This window comes from Flagellimonas oceani, from assembly GCF_011068285.1.
GTDB lineage: Bacteria > Bacteroidota > Bacteroidia > Flavobacteriales > Flavobacteriaceae > Flagellimonas > Flagellimonas oceani.
Genome location: NZ_CP049616.1, coordinates 2698487 through 2715895, shown reverse-complemented (window position 1 = coordinate 2715895; position 17409 = coordinate 2698487). Strand labels below are relative to the sequence as shown.

General features: G+C 40.9%; 14 protein-coding genes and 1 pseudogene. 2 read left to right on the top strand and 13 right to left on the bottom strand.

Annotation, left to right across the window (positions count from 1 at the left end):
* Window positions 1-467 precede the first annotated feature (467 nt).
* A pseudogene (locus GVT53_RS12520) lies at window positions 468-753 on the top strand (transposase); the annotation flags it as partial.
* 86 nt (window positions 754-839) lie between these two features.
* Here the strand turns inward: GVT53_RS12520 and GVT53_RS12515 are convergent.
* Both GVT53_RS12515 and GVT53_RS12510 read right to left on the bottom strand, forming a co-directional pair.
* On the bottom strand, window positions 840-1310 hold the full coding sequence (locus tag GVT53_RS12515; protein ID WP_147378304.1) for a hypothetical protein: 471 nt from the start codon (window positions 1308-1310) through the stop codon (window positions 840-842).
* Window positions 1311-1456: 146 nt separating this feature from the next.
* Window positions 1457-2146, bottom strand: coding sequence for a 2,3-bisphosphoglycerate-dependent phosphoglycerate mutase (locus GVT53_RS12510; protein ID WP_119648657.1), 690 nt, complete (start codon window positions 2144-2146; stop codon window positions 1457-1459).
* A gap of 866 nt (window positions 2147-3012) precedes the next feature.
* Here GVT53_RS12510 and GVT53_RS12505 point away from each other — a divergent pair.
* A complete protein-coding gene (locus GVT53_RS12505) occupies window positions 3013-3783 on the top strand; it encodes a hypothetical protein (protein WP_119648656.1) in 771 nt (256 codons plus the stop codon).
* A 100-nt stretch (window positions 3784-3883) separates the two neighbouring features.
* On the opposite strand, the gene GVT53_RS12500 is transcribed toward GVT53_RS12505, so the two are convergent.
* The 11 genes from GVT53_RS12500 to GVT53_RS12450 all read right to left on the bottom strand — a co-directional run bounded on the left by GVT53_RS12500 (window position 3884) and on the right by GVT53_RS12450 (window position 17373).
* Window positions 3884-4627 (bottom strand): succinate dehydrogenase/fumarate reductase iron-sulfur subunit, encoded by a 744-nt coding sequence (locus tag GVT53_RS12500; RefSeq protein WP_119648655.1) that lies wholly within the window; start codon window positions 4625-4627, stop codon window positions 3884-3886.
* Between the two features lie 6 nt (window positions 4628-4633).
* Entirely contained in the window at window positions 4634-6544 is a 1911-nt protein-coding gene (locus GVT53_RS12495; protein ID WP_119648654.1) for a fumarate reductase/succinate dehydrogenase flavoprotein subunit, read from the bottom strand.
* 9 nt (window positions 6545-6553) lie between these two features.
* A complete protein-coding gene (locus tag GVT53_RS12490) occupies window positions 6554-7222 on the bottom strand; it encodes a succinate dehydrogenase cytochrome b subunit (RefSeq protein WP_119648653.1) in 669 nt (222 codons plus the stop codon).
* A 231-nt stretch (window positions 7223-7453) separates the two neighbouring features.
* Window positions 7454-9085: a phosphoenolpyruvate carboxykinase (ATP) gene (gene pckA / locus GVT53_RS12485; protein ID WP_119648652.1), complete on the bottom strand. Its 1632-nt coding sequence runs from the start codon at window positions 9083-9085 to the stop codon at window positions 7454-7456.
* A gap of 160 nt (window positions 9086-9245) precedes the next feature.
* A complete protein-coding gene (locus GVT53_RS12480; protein WP_119648651.1) occupies window positions 9246-10043 on the bottom strand; it encodes a universal stress protein in 798 nt (265 codons plus the stop codon).
* A gap of 138 nt (window positions 10044-10181) precedes the next feature.
* Entirely contained in the window at window positions 10182-10919 is a 738-nt protein-coding gene (locus GVT53_RS12475; RefSeq protein WP_119648650.1) for an MIP/aquaporin family protein, read from the bottom strand.
* Between the two features lie 35 nt (window positions 10920-10954).
* Window positions 10955-12523: a glycerol-3-phosphate dehydrogenase/oxidase gene (locus GVT53_RS12470; protein WP_119648649.1), complete on the bottom strand. Its 1569-nt coding sequence runs from the start codon at window positions 12521-12523 to the stop codon at window positions 10955-10957.
* Window positions 12524-12547: 24 nt separating this feature from the next.
* Window positions 12548-14017 carry a glycerol kinase GlpK gene (gene glpK, locus GVT53_RS12465; protein ID WP_119648648.1) on the bottom strand — a complete coding sequence of 490 codons (1470 nt, stop codon included), beginning with the start codon at window positions 14015-14017 and terminating at the stop codon, window positions 12548-12550.
* Between the two features lie 486 nt (window positions 14018-14503).
* Window positions 14504-14956, bottom strand: coding sequence for a pyridoxamine 5'-phosphate oxidase family protein (locus GVT53_RS12460; protein WP_119648647.1), 453 nt, complete (start codon window positions 14954-14956; stop codon window positions 14504-14506).
* 57 nt (window positions 14957-15013) lie between these two features.
* Window positions 15014-15661: a gluconate 2-dehydrogenase subunit 3 family protein gene (locus GVT53_RS12455; protein ID WP_119648646.1), complete on the bottom strand. Its 648-nt coding sequence runs from the start codon at window positions 15659-15661 to the stop codon at window positions 15014-15016.
* The gene (locus tag GVT53_RS12450; protein ID WP_119648725.1) at window positions 15661-17373 is read right to left on the bottom strand and encodes a GMC oxidoreductase; all 1713 of its coding nucleotides are present in this window, start codon (window positions 17371-17373) and stop codon (window positions 15661-15663) included. Before GVT53_RS12450 ends, GVT53_RS12455 begins: the two co-directional genes overlap by 1 nt.
* Window positions 17374-17409 lie beyond the last annotated feature (36 nt).

The window sequence follows — 17409 nt, the reverse complement described above, 5'->3', positions numbered from 1 at the left end:
GAATAGGGGTTCGATTACTTTTCCAAAAACCCATAAGGGCAATGCATCCAAAAGGTACTTAGTCCAAATCAAAAGAAAGCATTTTACCATACGTTTTTAAATGTTTCCGAAATCGTAACCCCTTCATAACCTAAAATTTAAAGAAGGCATATAGACCCTATATCCATTGAAAATTCCTGCGCTAAAATGAAGTTTTCTTTCTCGAACACAATACTAAAAAGACCTATTTTCCTATGACATGATAATTGTCATATTTTCTGCAAAAGTCACTGACTATTTTTTCTTGAACCATTAAAAAGTGTGGATCATGAAGAAAATCGCGACCATTCTCGTTCTTTTCGATTTTTCAAAAACGGCCAGATCCGCCCTTGAATGTGCCGTACAGTATATGGGCAAGTGACAAAATACAACGCCCCCAATGAAAAGCTCCCTTGGAGAGCTCCGCCAATAAACGGTAGGCAAATCCCTATGCAATCAAGAGCTGGAGGGAGAACTGGGACGAACTTACCGTGTTCTTCGAGTTCCCCTTGGAGATACAGAAGATTATCTATACCACCAACCTTATCGAGAACCTCAACCGAAAGATCAGGAGGTACACCAAGAACAAGCTCTCCTTCCCGACCGACGACGCGGAAATGAAATCCGAATATTTGGTCACAAGGTAGGCCACCAAGAAATGGTAGATGCCCATCAGGACGATGCATCATCCTGAACCAGTTCCTTGCGATCTATGAAAAAAGGATCCGGCTTTAAATAAAAGTCAAACCCCTGTTAGTCTAAACTTACACACTTGTTGGGATAGTGTCCTTTGGTTACGTCTTTTCCCTCAGTTTTTTTCACTATTTCGACCGCACATACTCCGTAAATTCGTAAATGACCCCTTCCGGTTCTTTTGTACCCGATTCTTTTCGAATACGCAATTGTTTACCCGTTAATAAGACTACGATATAGGGTTCGCCAACATCCGAATAAAAGCGGTTTAGTTTCCCTGATTCCTGAATAGTCCAAGTGCCAATTTCTATAAATGAGTTGGCTATCTGGTTATGACATGCCACTTCCCCGATTCCCCAGAAATAAGTGTTTCCTTCTTGCTGTGTTGCCTTGACATATCGGATTATATCATCTTTTCGGCAATTTTCGAATTGGGCAAATAGATCTTCTGTTGGTTCCGACAATCCCAATGAATCATTGGGCCGCCCTTTAAATTCGGCCATCCTTTTCCAATCTCCTGCAAGATTATCTTCAGTAAATAACAGATTAACCTGTTCTGGACTTTGGTCATCGTCGTTACATCCCCATATAACCATCAAGGAAATTGATAATTTGTAAATTGTTTGTTTTAGCATGACTTAACATCTCAGTTTGTTCTTACCGCCATAGTGCTCTTGCAGCTTTTTGAATTATTTTAAGAGCGATCATTCTGATTATTTTAAGGATTTCTAAAGTAGTTGTTTCCCTATTTTAATCGGTGATGATTCAATATGTTCAGATTGCCATCAAATTCATAGAGATGAGGAACCCCAGTATTAACTTCCACTTTTTCAATATCGAGAGTCGAAATATGTTCTAGATGCGCTATCAAGGCGCGCAATGAATTTCCGTGTGCGGAGATAAGTATAGTCCTATCCTTTGCCAATTGGGCCGCAATTGCCTCAAAAAAGTAATTGACGACCCTTTTCGAGGTATCCTTTAATGATTCGCCCAAGGGCAGCACAGAGGGATTTACCCGGCTATATTTCGGATCAAATTTCGGATTTCGCTCATCTTCCTTGGATAGAATCGGGGGCGGCGCGTCATATCCCCTTCGAACATTCAAAAAGTAATCTTCCCCTATCGAATTGCGCACCTCTTCCTTATTCTTACCCTGCCAATCCCCGTAGTGCCGTTCGTTCAGTTTCCAATGGTAACGGGTGTCCACGTGCATCTGTTCGGCCGTTTCCAATAAAATCCAAGCCGTGCGGATGGCGCGTTTTAGGTAGGAGGAAAAACATATATCTATTTCAATAGTATTGCGTTTCAAAATCTCACCCGCATTTTTGGCTTCTTCAATGCCTTCCGCGGCAAGGTCGATATCCGTCCATCCTGTAAATATATTTTTCAGGTTCCACTCACTTTTTCCATGTCTTACCAATATCAATTTTCCCATTTTATGTTTTTTTAAATTACGTTATTACTCTGTCCCATTATTGATGTGGCGTTCATCTTTCCTCTGTTTTTCCATAAATGACAGTATTTTAATACGGGAATAAATAAGAATTCCTCCGTACTATAATTTACTTGAAATTTCGTTGCTAAACTCGACTTTTTCCTGTTTTATAATGTTTTTAACGCCTTTGATAAATAGGTCTAGCTTTTGCTTTGCAATGCTGACTTAAAGTTTTTCAAAAATACCATGCACCATAGCCGACTCCCAATTTAACTTAGATTGTATTTCTTCTAGTTGTACGGTGGTGACCATGTTGTTTTTCGCAGCGTAGAGATTTTATAACCATCCGATGTATAGCTGATAATTGTATTGTCAGTACGATTAAAACAAAAAGTTTTAGGAATTAAATGGGATTTCCTCTGCAATAGATGGGCTAAGTGTTCGTGGTAATGGTTCATGAGTACTCTTGCACTTGTGCTATTTGTTAAATCTGCTGTAATCATTTATTAAGACTGCGGATTTTGATTCATATTTTGCTAGGATCAAGTACCGCCAATAACCGGCTAATGATGATTTCCTTCTCCATCGGGTAGCGGGCAATTTTTAGGATTGTTTAGAGGTTCTCGCTCAATGTTCTTGCACCGAGCTCTTCTAGTTTTATAGAATATTATTGAACATATAACACTGATGAATATCATAGTATTCAACGTGTTTGAAGCATATTTTTAGTCCTTTGGTTTTTCTGAAAAGAAATTCAGCACATTCAAAAAAAATTATTGATCTCATAATCAATTGAATACGGGTACATATAAAAACTTGGTTTTTTATTTTGGATATGTTAATGAAAAAGAATTAAAAACACGAGCATGAAAAAAGTCAAAAATTCTAAGTATATACAGATCGTCCTGTTATTTTGGCTCTCTTTTAGTGCCTTAAATGCACAAGATGAGACTGAAAACCCTACAGAAGCAGTTTCCTATAAACCTATTGATTTTAATTTACAGGTAAAAAACATGCACTTGTGGAGAGGGCTTAGGGTTACCGACGCTCCTATGACCGGAGCTCTTTTACATTATACTTCAAAGAACGGTAAATTCGATACGGGGTTTTGGGGCGGTGCAGGATTCAATGGAGACTATACCGAGGTTGACTATTATATTAGCTATGCTACTCATGGGTTTTCAATAGCGTTATGGGATATTAATAATTATAGTGACTTTCCGGATGCAGAAGTTTTTGATTATGATAGATCCACTACATCCCACTTTGTAGATTTGACATTAGCATATACATTTCAAAAGATTCCTTTAAAAACTTCCTGGAGTACTATTCTCTTAGGTAGAGACACCTATGTTGCAGATGGCGGAGAATTAGAAAATGCATTTACCAATTATGTAGAACTTAGTTATAATATTTTTAAAAAGAAACATTCTTCTTTTGGAGTGTCCATTGCAGCAGCATTTTCCTTCGTTAATGACGCCCACTTTTATGGAGATAAAGTCCTAAATAATTTTGGGATTATTTATAGCAGGGATGTAAAAGTTTACCAGGATATTTATCTCCCCGTGTCTGCAACGGCTTTGTGGAATACCGATCAAAAGTTTGCAAGTATACAAGTAGCCATAGACCTTTTTTAAACCCCTCGTAGAGGGTTTGATTACCCGAGGTTCGCCTGCGAAAACAAAATATTTTTTTGGAAGCTTACTTCGTGGGTTTGCTCGAAGTTGTTGACTCAATTTAGCCAAATAATTTTGCTTTGGTATATTTAGCGTACATTTCTGCTATGTTGGTTATTGAAATCCCCTCTGGACATTCTACCTCACAAGCACCTGTAAAGGAACAACTGCCAAATCCTTCCAGTTCCATTTGATAGGTCATTTCCTGTACTCGTTTGTGCGCTTCAGGATGTCCTTGCGGCAAGTTGTTAAGATGGTTGATTTTAGCCGATGCAAATAAGGCCGCGGACGCGTTCTTACAGGTAGCTGCACAAGCACCGCATCCAATACAGGCCGCGACATCCATAGCACTGTCGGATACCTCTTTAGGAATAAGAATGGCATTGGCCTCTGGTGCGGTCCCTGTTTTTGCGGTTATATATCCCCCTTGTTCCATGATTCGGTCAAATGCAGAACGATCTACGATCAAATCTTTTAGTACCGGAAAAGAAGCAGCCCTCCATGGTTCTACAACAATAGTATCCCCATCTTTAAAACTGCGCATGTGCAGTTGGCATGTTGTGATATTATCATGTGGACCGTGAGCACGACCATTTATAAAAACACCACATTGCCCGCAGATACCTTCCCTACAGTCATACTCGTATGCGATAACTTTTTCGTTTTTAAGAACGAGTAATTCGTTTAAGTGATCCAATGCTTCTAAAAAGGACATATCTTCTGTTAACCCATCTACCTTGTATTCTTTTATTGCTCCTTTGGTATTCCGGTTCTCTTGTCTCCAAATTTTAAATGTAACTTTCATTATATGTCATTTATAACTTCTTACCGAAGGTTGTACAAATTCAAATTCCAGTTCTTCTTTGTGTAATTTAAAATCACCTTCATCGTACTCCCAGGCAGACACATAGGAATAGTTTTCATCTACACGTACAGCTTCACCGTCTTCGGTTTGAAATTCTTCCCTAAAATGTGCTCCACACGACTCTTCACGTTCTAGTGCATCTGTACACATTAAAATTCCCATCTCCATAAAATCGGCCAGTCGCAGGGCTTTTTCTAGTTCGGTATTAAGTTCATTACCGCTTCCCGTAACTTTTACATCACTCCAGAATTCATCCTTTAACGTTTTTATTTGGAGTATCGCTTTTTCCAACCCCTTTTTATTACGGCTCATTGCACATTCTTGCCACATGACTTTCCCTAATTCTCTATGGAAATGGTCTACAGTTTTGGTGCCATTGATATTCAAAACTCGGTCTATGATAACCCGTACTTCCTTTTCGGCCTTTTCAAATTCGATATGGTCGGTGGTCGGAATATCTTCTTCTAAAGCACCTGCCAGATAATTATTGATCGTATTCGGTAATATAAAATAACCATCGATACTGGCCTGCAATAATGAATTTGCTCCCAGACGATTGGCACCATGATCGGAAAAATTACATTCTCCCACTGCATATAGTCCAGGGATGGTAGTCATTAATTCATAATCTACCCACAACCCGCCCATGGAGAAATGCGCGGCAGGTGAAATTTGCATGGGTTCTTTATACGCATCAATCCCCGTGATTTTTTTATACATGCCGAAGAGATTTTCATAACGATCTTTTATAGTTTGAATACCTAATTTATCGATTGCGTGCCTGAAATCTAAGTAGACGGCATTTTTTAATCTTCCCACACCGTATCCGGCATCGATGCGTTCTTTTGCAGCTCTTGATGCAATGTCACGAGGTGCTAAATTCCCAAAACTCGGATAGCGGCGTTCTAAGTAATAATCCCGTTCTTTTTCCGGTATATCATTTGCTTTCCTGATGTCTTCCTTTTTTTTAGGCACCCAAATACGCCCGTCATTTCTAAGGGATTCTGACATTAAGGTAAGTTTGGATTGTGCCTCACTGGTTTGAGGTAATGCAGTCGGGTGAATTTGCGTAAAACTAGGCGCTGCAAAAAAGGCTCCTCTTTTATGGGCTTTCCAAATCGCACTACCGTTACATCCAATGGCAAGTGTAGATAATCTAAAAACACGAGAATAGCCACCAGTTGCCAATACAATTGCATCTGCAACATAGCGTTTCAGTTCACCTGTAACTAGATCACGAACAATGATCCCTTTTGCTTTTCCGTCGATAACCACTAAATCGATCATTTCACTGCGTGGAAACATTTTTACTTTCTTGGCACGTATCATTTTATACAGCTGCGAATATGCGGCAAGTAATAATTGTTGCCCTGTTTGCCCTCTGGCATAAAAGGTTCGTTGTACTTGTACGCCCCCAAAACTTCGATTTACCAATACACCACCATATTCCCTGGCAAAAGGAACGCCTTGTTGCACAAAATGATCAATAAGGGGTGCAGAAAGCTCGGCCAATCTATAGGTATTGGCTTCTCGTGACCTGAAATCACCTCCTTTCAATGTATCATAAAACATCCTCCAAACGCTATCGCCATCATGTTGGTAATTTTTTGCGGCATTGATACCTCCTTGGGCAGCAACGGAATGCGCTCTACGGGCAGAATCTTGATAACAAAAACATTGCACGTCATAGCCTAGTTCGGCAAGTGTAGCGGCAGCTCCAGCTCCAGAAAGCCCTGACCCTACAACGATAACATTTAGTTTCTTTTTATTGGCAGGGTTGATCAATTGCGCTTTTATCTGGTAATTACGCCACTTGTCTTCGAGTCTTCCTTCCGGGATTTTTGAATCTAATTTCATCTTAATGAGTTATTTGAGATATACAAAAAATGGAATAACCCCAAATCCGATGGAGATTATAACTGCATATATGAGGGAAACTTTCGCCGAAATCCGCAATCCTTTTTTATGATAAAACCCGAGTGTTTTGAATGCACTTTTAAGTCCGTGATTTAGATGAAGTCCTAGTGGAATCATTAAAACAGTATAAAAAATTACATAGTAAATATTGTGAAACAGCGAAAAGGTTACTTTATATACATCTAAATTACCTGTAGCATCCAGTTCTATAATTTCACCCATTCCTAGTTTTACACGTGCCCAAAAATTAGCAAGATGGACTACGATAAAAAGTAAGATCATCGTCCCGATAAGTCCCATATTTTGAGAGGTCCACGTACTATTTTGCAAAAAATGATTGACCACATATTTCTGTGGTTTGGCTTTTCTATTATGTATTGTGATGAGCAAAGCATAGATTACATGCAATACGATAAAAGCATACAGAATATAGGATATCGACTTAATGAAAAGGTTCTCCCGCAATGTGGTAGCGTACGAATTGTACAGTTCGCGTGCTGTTTCCTCAGGCAGTAATAGAATCCAATTTGCAGAGAGGTGTACAATTAAAAATAAGCATAAGAAAAGCCCGGTTCCTGCGATAATTGTTTTCCTAAAAACCAATTTATTTGCGGCCATATCTCTTATTTTTTAAATTGACTGGTCCTATAAATGGATTACAGCTATTCAACGTTTTTCGAATAAAAGTTATTTTTGAAACCGACTATTCTCGAGGCACGGCCATAGAGGTATTTGCCGGTTTCATTTTAATTAAAAGAAATCAAAATTCTGTTATTTTGATTCCTGCTTTGATGGGAACGATAATTTTAACGGAAACCCCGAGGCAGAGCCTCGAGGAATTCGTTCCGATTAAATATGATCTAAAATCTGATGCGCGTCGATCAGCGGCCCTCCGTGTAAAATTTCATTGGAAGCTTGATTGATAAACTTGTCAAAATTTAAATGAAAAGAATGTGCTAACTGAATGGATTTGCTAACATAGGCCCCTTTCTGCAACCAAGTATTCATAGGGTCCAACATTTCAGAGGGAACACCAGGGACATATTTTGGCATATGCAACCCAAAAATTGGATGTTGCTCATAATCAATATCATTAAGCTCACCTTCCATTGCCGCTGATATCATAGCTCGTGTATATTTAAGTTTTATGCGGGATCCAACGCCGTAAGGCCCACCGGACCAACCGGTATTGACCAACCAAACATTTACGTTGGCTTCGGTCATTTTTTTGCTCAGCATCTCTGCATATACCGTGGGGTGTAATGGCATAAAAGGCTCCCCAAAACAAGCGGAGAACGATGGAACAGGCTCTACAATCCCTGCTTCCGTACCCGCGACTTTTGCGGTATACCCCGATATAAAATGATAGGCCGCCTGTGCCGGTGTTAATTTTGATATTGGAGGTAAAACGCCAAAAGCATCAGCGGTTAGAAAGAATATGTTTTTAGGGTTTTTTGCATAAGAAGGGACCGCAATATTGTCGATATGATCAATAGGATAGCTCACTCGTGTATTTTGAGTAATACTACTATTTTTATAATCCACTTCTTTGCTTCCTTCTTTGAATACAACATTCTCGAGAATAGCACCCGGACGTATCGCACGGAAAATATCAGGTTCTTTTTCTTCGGTAAGGTCGATCACCTTTGCATAGCATCCTCCTTCAAAATTGAATATTGTATTCTCAGCTGTCCAGCCATGTTCATCATCACCGATCAACCTACGTTTAGGATCGGCAGATAGTGTTGTTTTTCCGGTACCGGATAATCCAAAGAAAATAGCCGTTTCTCCATCTTCACCTACATTTGCGGAACAATGCATTGGGAGTACATTCTTCTCTATTGGTAAAATAAGGTTTAATGCTGAAAAAACACCTTTTTTCATTTCACCAGTATACGCAGATCCTCCCACCAAAGCTATTTTGCGCGTGAAATCAAGTATGGAGAAATTCCCTTGACGAAGCCCAAAAGCTGCGGGATCTTGAGCTTCATATCCAGGGGCGCAAAGTACCAACCATTCTTCTTCAAAATCTGCAATTTCATTTTCCGCCAATCGAAGAAACATATTGTGAACGAAAAAGTTGGACCAGGGGTATTCTGTAATGGTTCTTACATTCATTCGGTATTTTGGATCGGCACATACATACCCATCATGAATGTATATTGACTTTCCAGATAGATAATTGGTCACTTCATGGTATAGTTTACTAAAATTATCTGGAGTAATTGGTTTATTCGTACGCCCCCACCAGACTTTATCTTTTGTATAATCGTCATCAACTAAAAAGCGATCTTTCGGGGATCTGCCCGTAAATTTACCGGTATTGACAGCTAGTGTGCCGTTTGCAGTTTCTTTTCCCATTCCCTGTTCTACAGTGAGTTTTTGCAATGTCTCCGGGGAAAGGTTCCAAAATGTAGTAACATCTTTTAACCCATATTTATCAAGGTCATTATTTTTTGGTGCTTTCGATAGTATTTCCATAGGTGTAATTTTTAAAAGTTTTTATAAAGTTAAAAATGCGAGGTCAGCATAAACATGAGCATTATCATGAAAAAAAATCAATAGTATAAAAGATCTCTTATTGATTTACATAGTTGTATTTTAAATTTTAACGGTAGCGTAATCCTAGGTGAAGCACCTATCAATCCAAAGTCAGTAAAGGTATTTGCGAACGCAATGTCAGGAACTTGGTGAGTCTGCCTTCAGAGGGCCGATTCTTTTTGGAATGGTTAGAAGGCAGTATCGCTATCATATCTATCTCCTTTTTATTTACATAATCAAAAATACCGTCGGTCACATCTGTGTTTTCCATAAACATGTGATGGGAATAAAACTTCTCCAAGTAATAGCTGATTGTATTTTCGTTTTTCTCGTCGGTTACCGAATACCCGTAAGTACCGTCTTCATTACAAATCGTCAATACATGAACTTGAGTGTCAAACCTTCTTGCGATTTCCAATAATGTCCCTAAAGCAGTAGGGTCATCAATTTCATCTTTACCTAATACCAAAGCAATCTTACCAACTTGAAACTCTCCGACTTTTTCCGGGACTACCAAGACAGGACAATCCGCTTCTAAAACAAGTCGTGAAGTATTGGTGAAGGTACTTTCTTCATCCTCAGCACTACCTTTAGTTCCCATAATAATGAGATCTATGTCGTTCTCTTTTTGTTCTTTCAACATACTATCGACCAATAATTCTCTTCGTATTACTAATTCGATATTGAATTTTGATGCATAAGGAAATGGTTTCTTTATATCTGAAATCTTTTCTTGTAGTACTTCTTTCAATACGTCATCATCCGATGTACTGGAAGCATATAAGGTTATGATTTCAGGGGTGTCATTTTGGGTTATAAAATGAAGCGCATATTGTAAAGCACGTTCCGATGCCGGGGATAAATCAAATGGAACAAGGATTTTATTTATAGTATTCATAATTCTTGTGAAGTTAAAAAAGGTTAAAATTGAATTTTCGGGTTGTCGCAAAGCGACGTTTTAATAAAATACAGAAGCTCGTTAAGCAATAACATCATCTTTAAAAGGAATTAAGATTCTTCTCTATAGCAGCATCTATTATTTTAAATACAAATAAATTAAACTGGCAATTATCGCACCTGTAATGGGCCCCAAAACGGGTATCCAGCTATATTTCCAGTTGCTTCCACCTTTTCCCGGAATGGGTAGGACGGCATGTACAATTCTTGGTATCAAATCCCGTACAGGATTAATCGCATAGCCAGTAGTGCCGCCTAAGCTTAGCCCTATTACAGTAACCAATAAGGCTACTGGTAAAGCGCCTACTGATCCTAAGCCAACAACATTGCCTGACATGAAATCAGCATTGAACTGAGGCTCAGTGAAATAGAGAATCACGAACATGAGTACAAATGTCCCTGTCATTTCACTTAAAAAGTTGATCGGATAATTTTTAATGGCAGGACCGGTAGAAAATACGCCCAATTTGGTGCCTTGATCTTTTGTAGATGCAAAATGATCTTTAAATACCAACCACACCAATGTAGTACCAGTGGCACCGCCAAGTACTTGCGCCAGTAAAAAAGAGGGTACTTCACTCCAGGCAAATAGGCTGGCGGATGCAAGACCGATTGTTACTGCCGGGTTGATATGGGCGCCGCTATACGGACCGGCTACCGCAACGGCGGCAAAAACACTAAGCCCCCACCCAAAGCTAATTACGATCCAACCGCTATTTTGACCAAACGTAGTGTTAAGTGCAACATTAGCGTTAGTTCCAAGGCCGAGCAATAACAATAGAAAGGTTCCGAAAAATTCCGCTGTAAATTCAGACATAAATTTTAATTATAAATTAAGATAAAATCATTGTGTCAATCCAAAATATACCCTTTGGCCAACTCTTTATAGGCCTCTATTTCTCGAGAAACCTTAGCATCGTCCCAATCCAGCTCGGCAGCTATCAACCTAGCAACTTCTGGTGCCATTTCAATACTTGCCCGGGCATCAAGGAATAGCGCTCTTACACGTCTCGCCAAAACATCTTCTATGTTTCTGGCCATTTCCTCTCTTACGGCCCAAACCACTTCGGCCTTTATGAAGTTCAATTTAGGGTGCAACTTTTCACCCAACGACGGATTGCTATTCACAAGTTTAAGTATCCGAAGTCGATCTGTTCCATAGAACCTTAAATCATCATCTTCTTCCAAGTGTTGCACAGAACCATGAATAGGCATATTCTTGGTCACACTAGGTCGCTCGTCAAGACCAGCCACCATGGATGCCTTGTCAATTGTATCCTCTCCCATACGGCGATAGGTAGTCCATTTACCCCCTGTAATGGTAACCAGACCAGATAGGGATATTGAGATTTTATGGCTACGCGATATCTCCTTGGTGCTTTTCCCTTCGTCTTCTGGAGCTGCAAGCGGTCGCAATCCGGCAAAAATGCATAACACATCTTTTCTAGAAGGTGCCCTGGTCAGGTATTTACTAGCTGTATTTAGTATAAATTCAATTTCATCCTTAAGGGCCCTAGGTTCTAGAGCAGGTTTTGAAATTAAGGTATCAGTGGTACCTACAACTACTTTATCGTGCCAGGGTACGGCAAATAACACGCGACCATCATCTGTTTTAGGAATCATGATGGCCGAGTCACCCAACAAGAACTCTTTCTCAAGGACAATGTGGACACCCTGGCTTGGAACTATGGTTTTACGGGCATTTGCATCATCCATTTTTAGAATGTCGTCCGCAAAAACGCCCGTGGCATTGATAACGGCTTTTGCATTTATTTTGTATTCTTTACCAGTCTCCTGATCAATGGCCATAACACCATTAACCAATTGAATGTTATTTTTCAATAGTTGGGTAACTTTCATATAATTGAGAACAATACCATTATTATTCACGATGGTCTGTGCTAGATTGATGGCCAGTCTAGAATCATCGAATTGACCATCATGGTATATGACACCGCCATGTAGTCCTTTTTTCTTGAGATTCGGTATTGCTTTTAGTGTTTCTTCTTTGGTAATATGAACAGAAGGCCCCAATCCTAGTTTTCCGGCCATCATATCATAGACTTTTAACCCGACGGTGTAAAATGGGCCGCCCCACCATTCATAATTCGGAATAATAAATTCCTGATCGTTTACCAAATGCGGAGCATTTTGCTTAAGCAGACCCCGCTCATGTAAAGCTTCAAGTACAAGAGAGATATCTCCCTGTGCCAGATACCTAACCCCACCATGTACAAGTTTGGTACTTCTGCTTGATGTACCCTTTGCAAAATCCGCTTGTTCCAGCAGCAACGTTTTATACCCCCTACTAGCTGCATCCAAGGCTGCTCCCAGCCCTGTTGCACCACCTCCGATTACTACAATATCCCATACCTCATCGATATGTTGCTCGAGTTTCTTTACCATAAATTTTCTGTCCATCTTTATGCTATTTTTTTGTTCTAATTATAACCAGTCTTTTGATCGTTCGACTGCTTTACTCCAACGGGAGTATAACTCTTCCCTATCTTCAGATTCCATTTTTGGTTTAAATTTTTGATCTTCTTGCCATTGATTTTTTAAGTCTTCTAATTTCCAGAATTTTACAGCTAAACCTGCTAAGTAAGCTGCTCCAAGTGCTGTAGTCTCATATACTTTGGGCCTCACTACATCAATATTAAGGATGTCCGATTGAAATTGCATTAACGTGTTGTTTACGGAAGCGCCTCCGTCAACACGCAATTCCTTTATGGCTATTTTAGAATCACCTTGCATAGCGTTCATTACATCTTTGGTCTGATAGCATATGGCTTCAAGTGCTGCCCTGGCTATATGTCCCTTGCTAGTGCCACGTGTAATCCCTACAATAATTCCTCTAGCGTATTGATCCCAATGAGGCGCCCCTAATCCGGCAAACGCCGGTACCAGAAAAATACCGCCATTATCCTCTACAGAATTGGCCAGTTTTTCTATTTCACGAGATTCCCTAACAAGATCTAACCCATCTCGAAGCCATTGTACTACAGCTCCTCCAATAAAAATGCTACCTTCCAAGGCATAGGTCGTTTCACCGTTTATCTGCCAGGCTATAGTCGTAAGCAAATTGTTTTTTGAGGAAACGGGAGTACTTCCTGTATTTGCAACGATAAAGCATCCTGTACCATAGGTGCTCTTTACCATTCCCAATTCTAGTGCCATTTGACCGAAAAGACCGGCTTGTTGATCTCCAGCAATACCAGCAATAGGGATTCCCCAACTACTTACCCCATAAACCTCGCTACAGGATCTTACTTCAGGCAACATACTTTTCGGAATGTCCAGTAGTGTCAACAACTCATTGTCCCAATCAAGATCGTGAATGTTGTAAAGCATCGTCCTACTTGCGTTGGTGACATCTGTAATATGTAATTTGCCCTTCGTCAGGTTCCAGATGAGCCATGAATCAACCGTTCCAAATGCCAGTTCTCCAGCCTCCGCTTTTTTTCTGGCACCTTCTACGTTATCCAGTATCCATTTAATCTTGGTTCCCGAAAAATAGGCGTCTATGACCAAGCCCGTCTTTGATTTCACCTTATCGGTGTAACCAGCTTCCTTAAGTTGGTCACAAGTTTTTGAAGTTCTTCGGTCTTGCCATACAATGGCATTGTAGATAGGTTTACCGCTTGCCCGATCCCAAACAATTGTCGTTTCTCGCTGATTGGTTATCCCGATTGCAGCAATATCCGAGTTTTCAATGTGCAACTTTGCCTTTGCTTCTGCCACTACACCGCGTTGAGAGGACCAAATTTCCATGGCATTATGTTCTACCCAACCGGGTTTGGGAAAAATTTGTTCAAACTCTTTTTGAGCAATAGCTTCGATTTGACCTTTATGATTAAACAAAATGGCTCTGGAACTGGTAGTTCCCTGATCTAGCGATAATATATATTTAGACATAATTAGTATAATTAAAATTTATATGGAAAAAAGTAATATGGTCTTTTTGAAAGGTTTATTATCATATTCATTTTTTAAGTTTAGAATGTATTTTCTATTTAGCTTCAACTACCCTTGCGAGACTTTTAATAGGTTAAATTAAAAATATCAAAATCAGTTGCTATATAGTATGATTTTAGTCAGTTCAAAACGCAAATTAATTGCTTATCAGTAAGGTGTCTTTATAGCAATTTCGCTCTTATCGAACAGCCTAAGGCCGAATAGTTTTCTGTTGATCCTGTAACAGAGCTCATCTGGGCGGTTCTGTAAGTGCTTCCCCTTTGTTTTTGGATTCTTCAATGCCTTCCAGGGCAAAGTCGATATCCGTCCATCCGGTAAATATATTTTTTGCCTCCCAATCGATTTTTCATGCCTTACCAATATCAATTTCGCATTTTTATCTTTTTAAATTGTCTTACAGTTCTATCATAATTACTGATTTCATCTTTACGTTTCCCTTCGTTTTCCGATAACTTCCCGTATTTTAATACGGTAAACAATTGGAATGCCCCTGGAGTATATCTTACTTGAAAATTCATTGATGAACTCAACCTCTCTCCGTTCTTTTCTACGAATAATGCTCTTGACGCCTTCGGTAAATAGGTGCAATTTTTGCTTGGCAACGCTTCCTTCAAGTTCTTCGAATGTTCCGTGCACCATGGCCGATTCCCAGTTGAACATCGATTGTATTTCTTCGACCTGTACGGTAACTGAGTTGTTTTTTCGCATCGCATCGATTTTATGGCCTTCCGAGGTATAGCTAATGATCGTATTGTCCGTAGGGTCAAAATAATAGGTAATGGGAATCACATAGGGCTTCCCTTGCCATAGATAGGCCAAGTGTCCGAGATAATTGTTCCTGAGGACACGCCCGATCGCGCTAGTTGTTAAATCTGTCATTATTATTGTTTTTGTAATTTCAAATTGTTAAAGACTGTTTTGGAACAGGGCGATTATTTATAAGGACCATGCTATACTTCCGGTAAGTTTTTGTGCATCCTCACATGGAATATATTCTGCCGGAATGGGGAGATAGGCCAGTACTTCCTCGCCTACATATTCCGAAATCTTGTAACCCCAAATAGTGAGGCCTCTAAGGTTGTTGGCAAATGCAAAGCGTGAGATACCATCGTCCAACAAGGGCTCTTTTCCTTCGGCAATGGCTTCATGGTATTGCTCTATGGCCTCGAAGTTTTTCACATCATCTTCCTTGGTCACTTTCAGGGCTGCCGCGAGCACGGGCTCCAAATCTCCTGAAGTAAGATCGCCCGCTTTTTCCTTTCTGGAATCCTTCAAGGCTTTTTCCAAGAATTGGCCCATGGACATTTTCACAAAATCCTGTTGTTCCTTTTCCATTACTTGATCAATGAACTTGTCAATGAACAGGTGTACCTGAACTTCCGAAGCGGAAGGGGTATCGGTTTTGGGAAGGATAATATCCACCAATTTTGTCAATGCCTCCCCTTCATCCGGGGTAAGGAAAACCGGGGTCCATTCCAGTGCCTTATCGTTTTTGCAGCTTTGGACCATACCTATCAATGTCGGGGTGGCCACGGAATATCCCAAGGCCAGCCCCATATTCTTAAGTGCTTTTCTTCTATCCATTATATGTTTCCTTTTTTAAGTTCTTTTGCCGCATGGTCTGCCGCCCTTGCCGTAAAGGCCATATAGGTCAGTGACGGGTTTACACATGCCGCGGAAGTCATGAACGCACCATCCGTTACATATACATTGGGAACATCATGAACTTGATTGTTTCCGTTGAGTACCGATGTCCTTTTGTCCCTTCCCATACGGGCGGTGCCCATTTCGTGGATTCCAAGGCCCAAGGCCCCGGGATTGTCAAAAGGCTGCACATCGCGCAGCCCAGCTTTTTCGAGCATTTCGACGGCTGATTCCTTCATATCCTTCCGCATGGCCCATTCATTCTCCTTGAATTCGGCATCGAAAGTTACCGTGGGTAGCCCCCAACCGTCCAATTTATCATAATCCAGGGTCATCCTGTTTTCTTCGTACGGAAGCACTTCGCCGAAGCCCCCAATGCCCATGGTCCATCCGCCTGGTTTCAGGATGGCCTCTTTTAGCTCTTTCCCGAAGGATAGTTCGGCAACGGCATCGTCCCAATTGCCCCTTCCGGCACTACCTTGATAGCCAAAACCTCGCTTATAGTCTTTGCGGTCGGAATCACCACCAAGGTTTCTAAAACGTGGGATATATACCCCATTCGGTTTTCTCCCCTTATAATATTTGTCTTCAAGTCCGTCAAACTTGCCCTGTGCACCCACTCCCAAATGATGGTCCATAATGTTCCTTCCCAACTGATCGGAATCGTTACCCATACCGTTGGGGAAGCGATCGGATCTTGATTGCATCAATATTGATGTAGAGGCAACGGCCGAGGCGCATAGGAAAATTACTTTGGCGTTGAATTCATACGCTTCCTTGGTGACACTATCGATGACCTTTACGCCGGTGGCCCGTTTGGTATCGGGGTCGTACATCACTTCATGTACTATGGAATCGGGTCTTAGCGTTAGGTTTCCGGTTCGTTCGGCGGCGGGCAGGGTCGAGGAATTACTGCTAAAGTACGCCCCAAATGGGCAACCACGTATACAGCGGTTTCGGAACATGCAATGTTGCCGCCCTTCAAATTTTTTGGTTCCAGTGATATTGGCCACCCTTCCTGCCGTCACGACTCGGCCATCGAAATTCTCACTTACCTTTTCCCGAAAACGTTGTTCGACACAATTGAGTTCCATCATCGGTAAAAACTGGCCATCAGGCAATTGTTTCAACCCCAGGTTTTCCCCCGATACCCCGATGAAGGTTTCTACTTTATCGTACCAAGGGGCGATATCCTTATATCTAACGGGCCAATCCACTGCGATTCCATCACGCTGGTTGGCTGTAAAATCGATATCGCTCCAACGGTAACTATGTCGCCCCCACATGATGGAGCGCCCTCCCACGTGGTAGCCCCGCATCCAGTCAAAACGTTTGATTTCGTTGTAGGGGTGTTCCAGGTCGTTCACGAACCAAAGTGCACTTGCCGCATTGGTCGTGTAACCTGTTCGATTTTGTTTTGGTTGTTTTTTAAGGTCTTCCAGTGTCGGCTCCCCTCCGTTCGGAAAATCCCAAGGATCTTTGTAAGCCGTGGGATAGTCCGTGATATGGCGCACCATTCTTCCACGCTCCAAAACCAGGGTCTTAAGACCCTTCTCACATAGTTCCTTGGCGGCCCAGCCTCCGCTGATGCCAGTGCCTACAACAATCGCATCATAAGATTCCTGTTCTTCGTTGTAATAATATTTTTTCATCGTCAAATCTTTTAATAAGCCATTCATTCTTTCGCT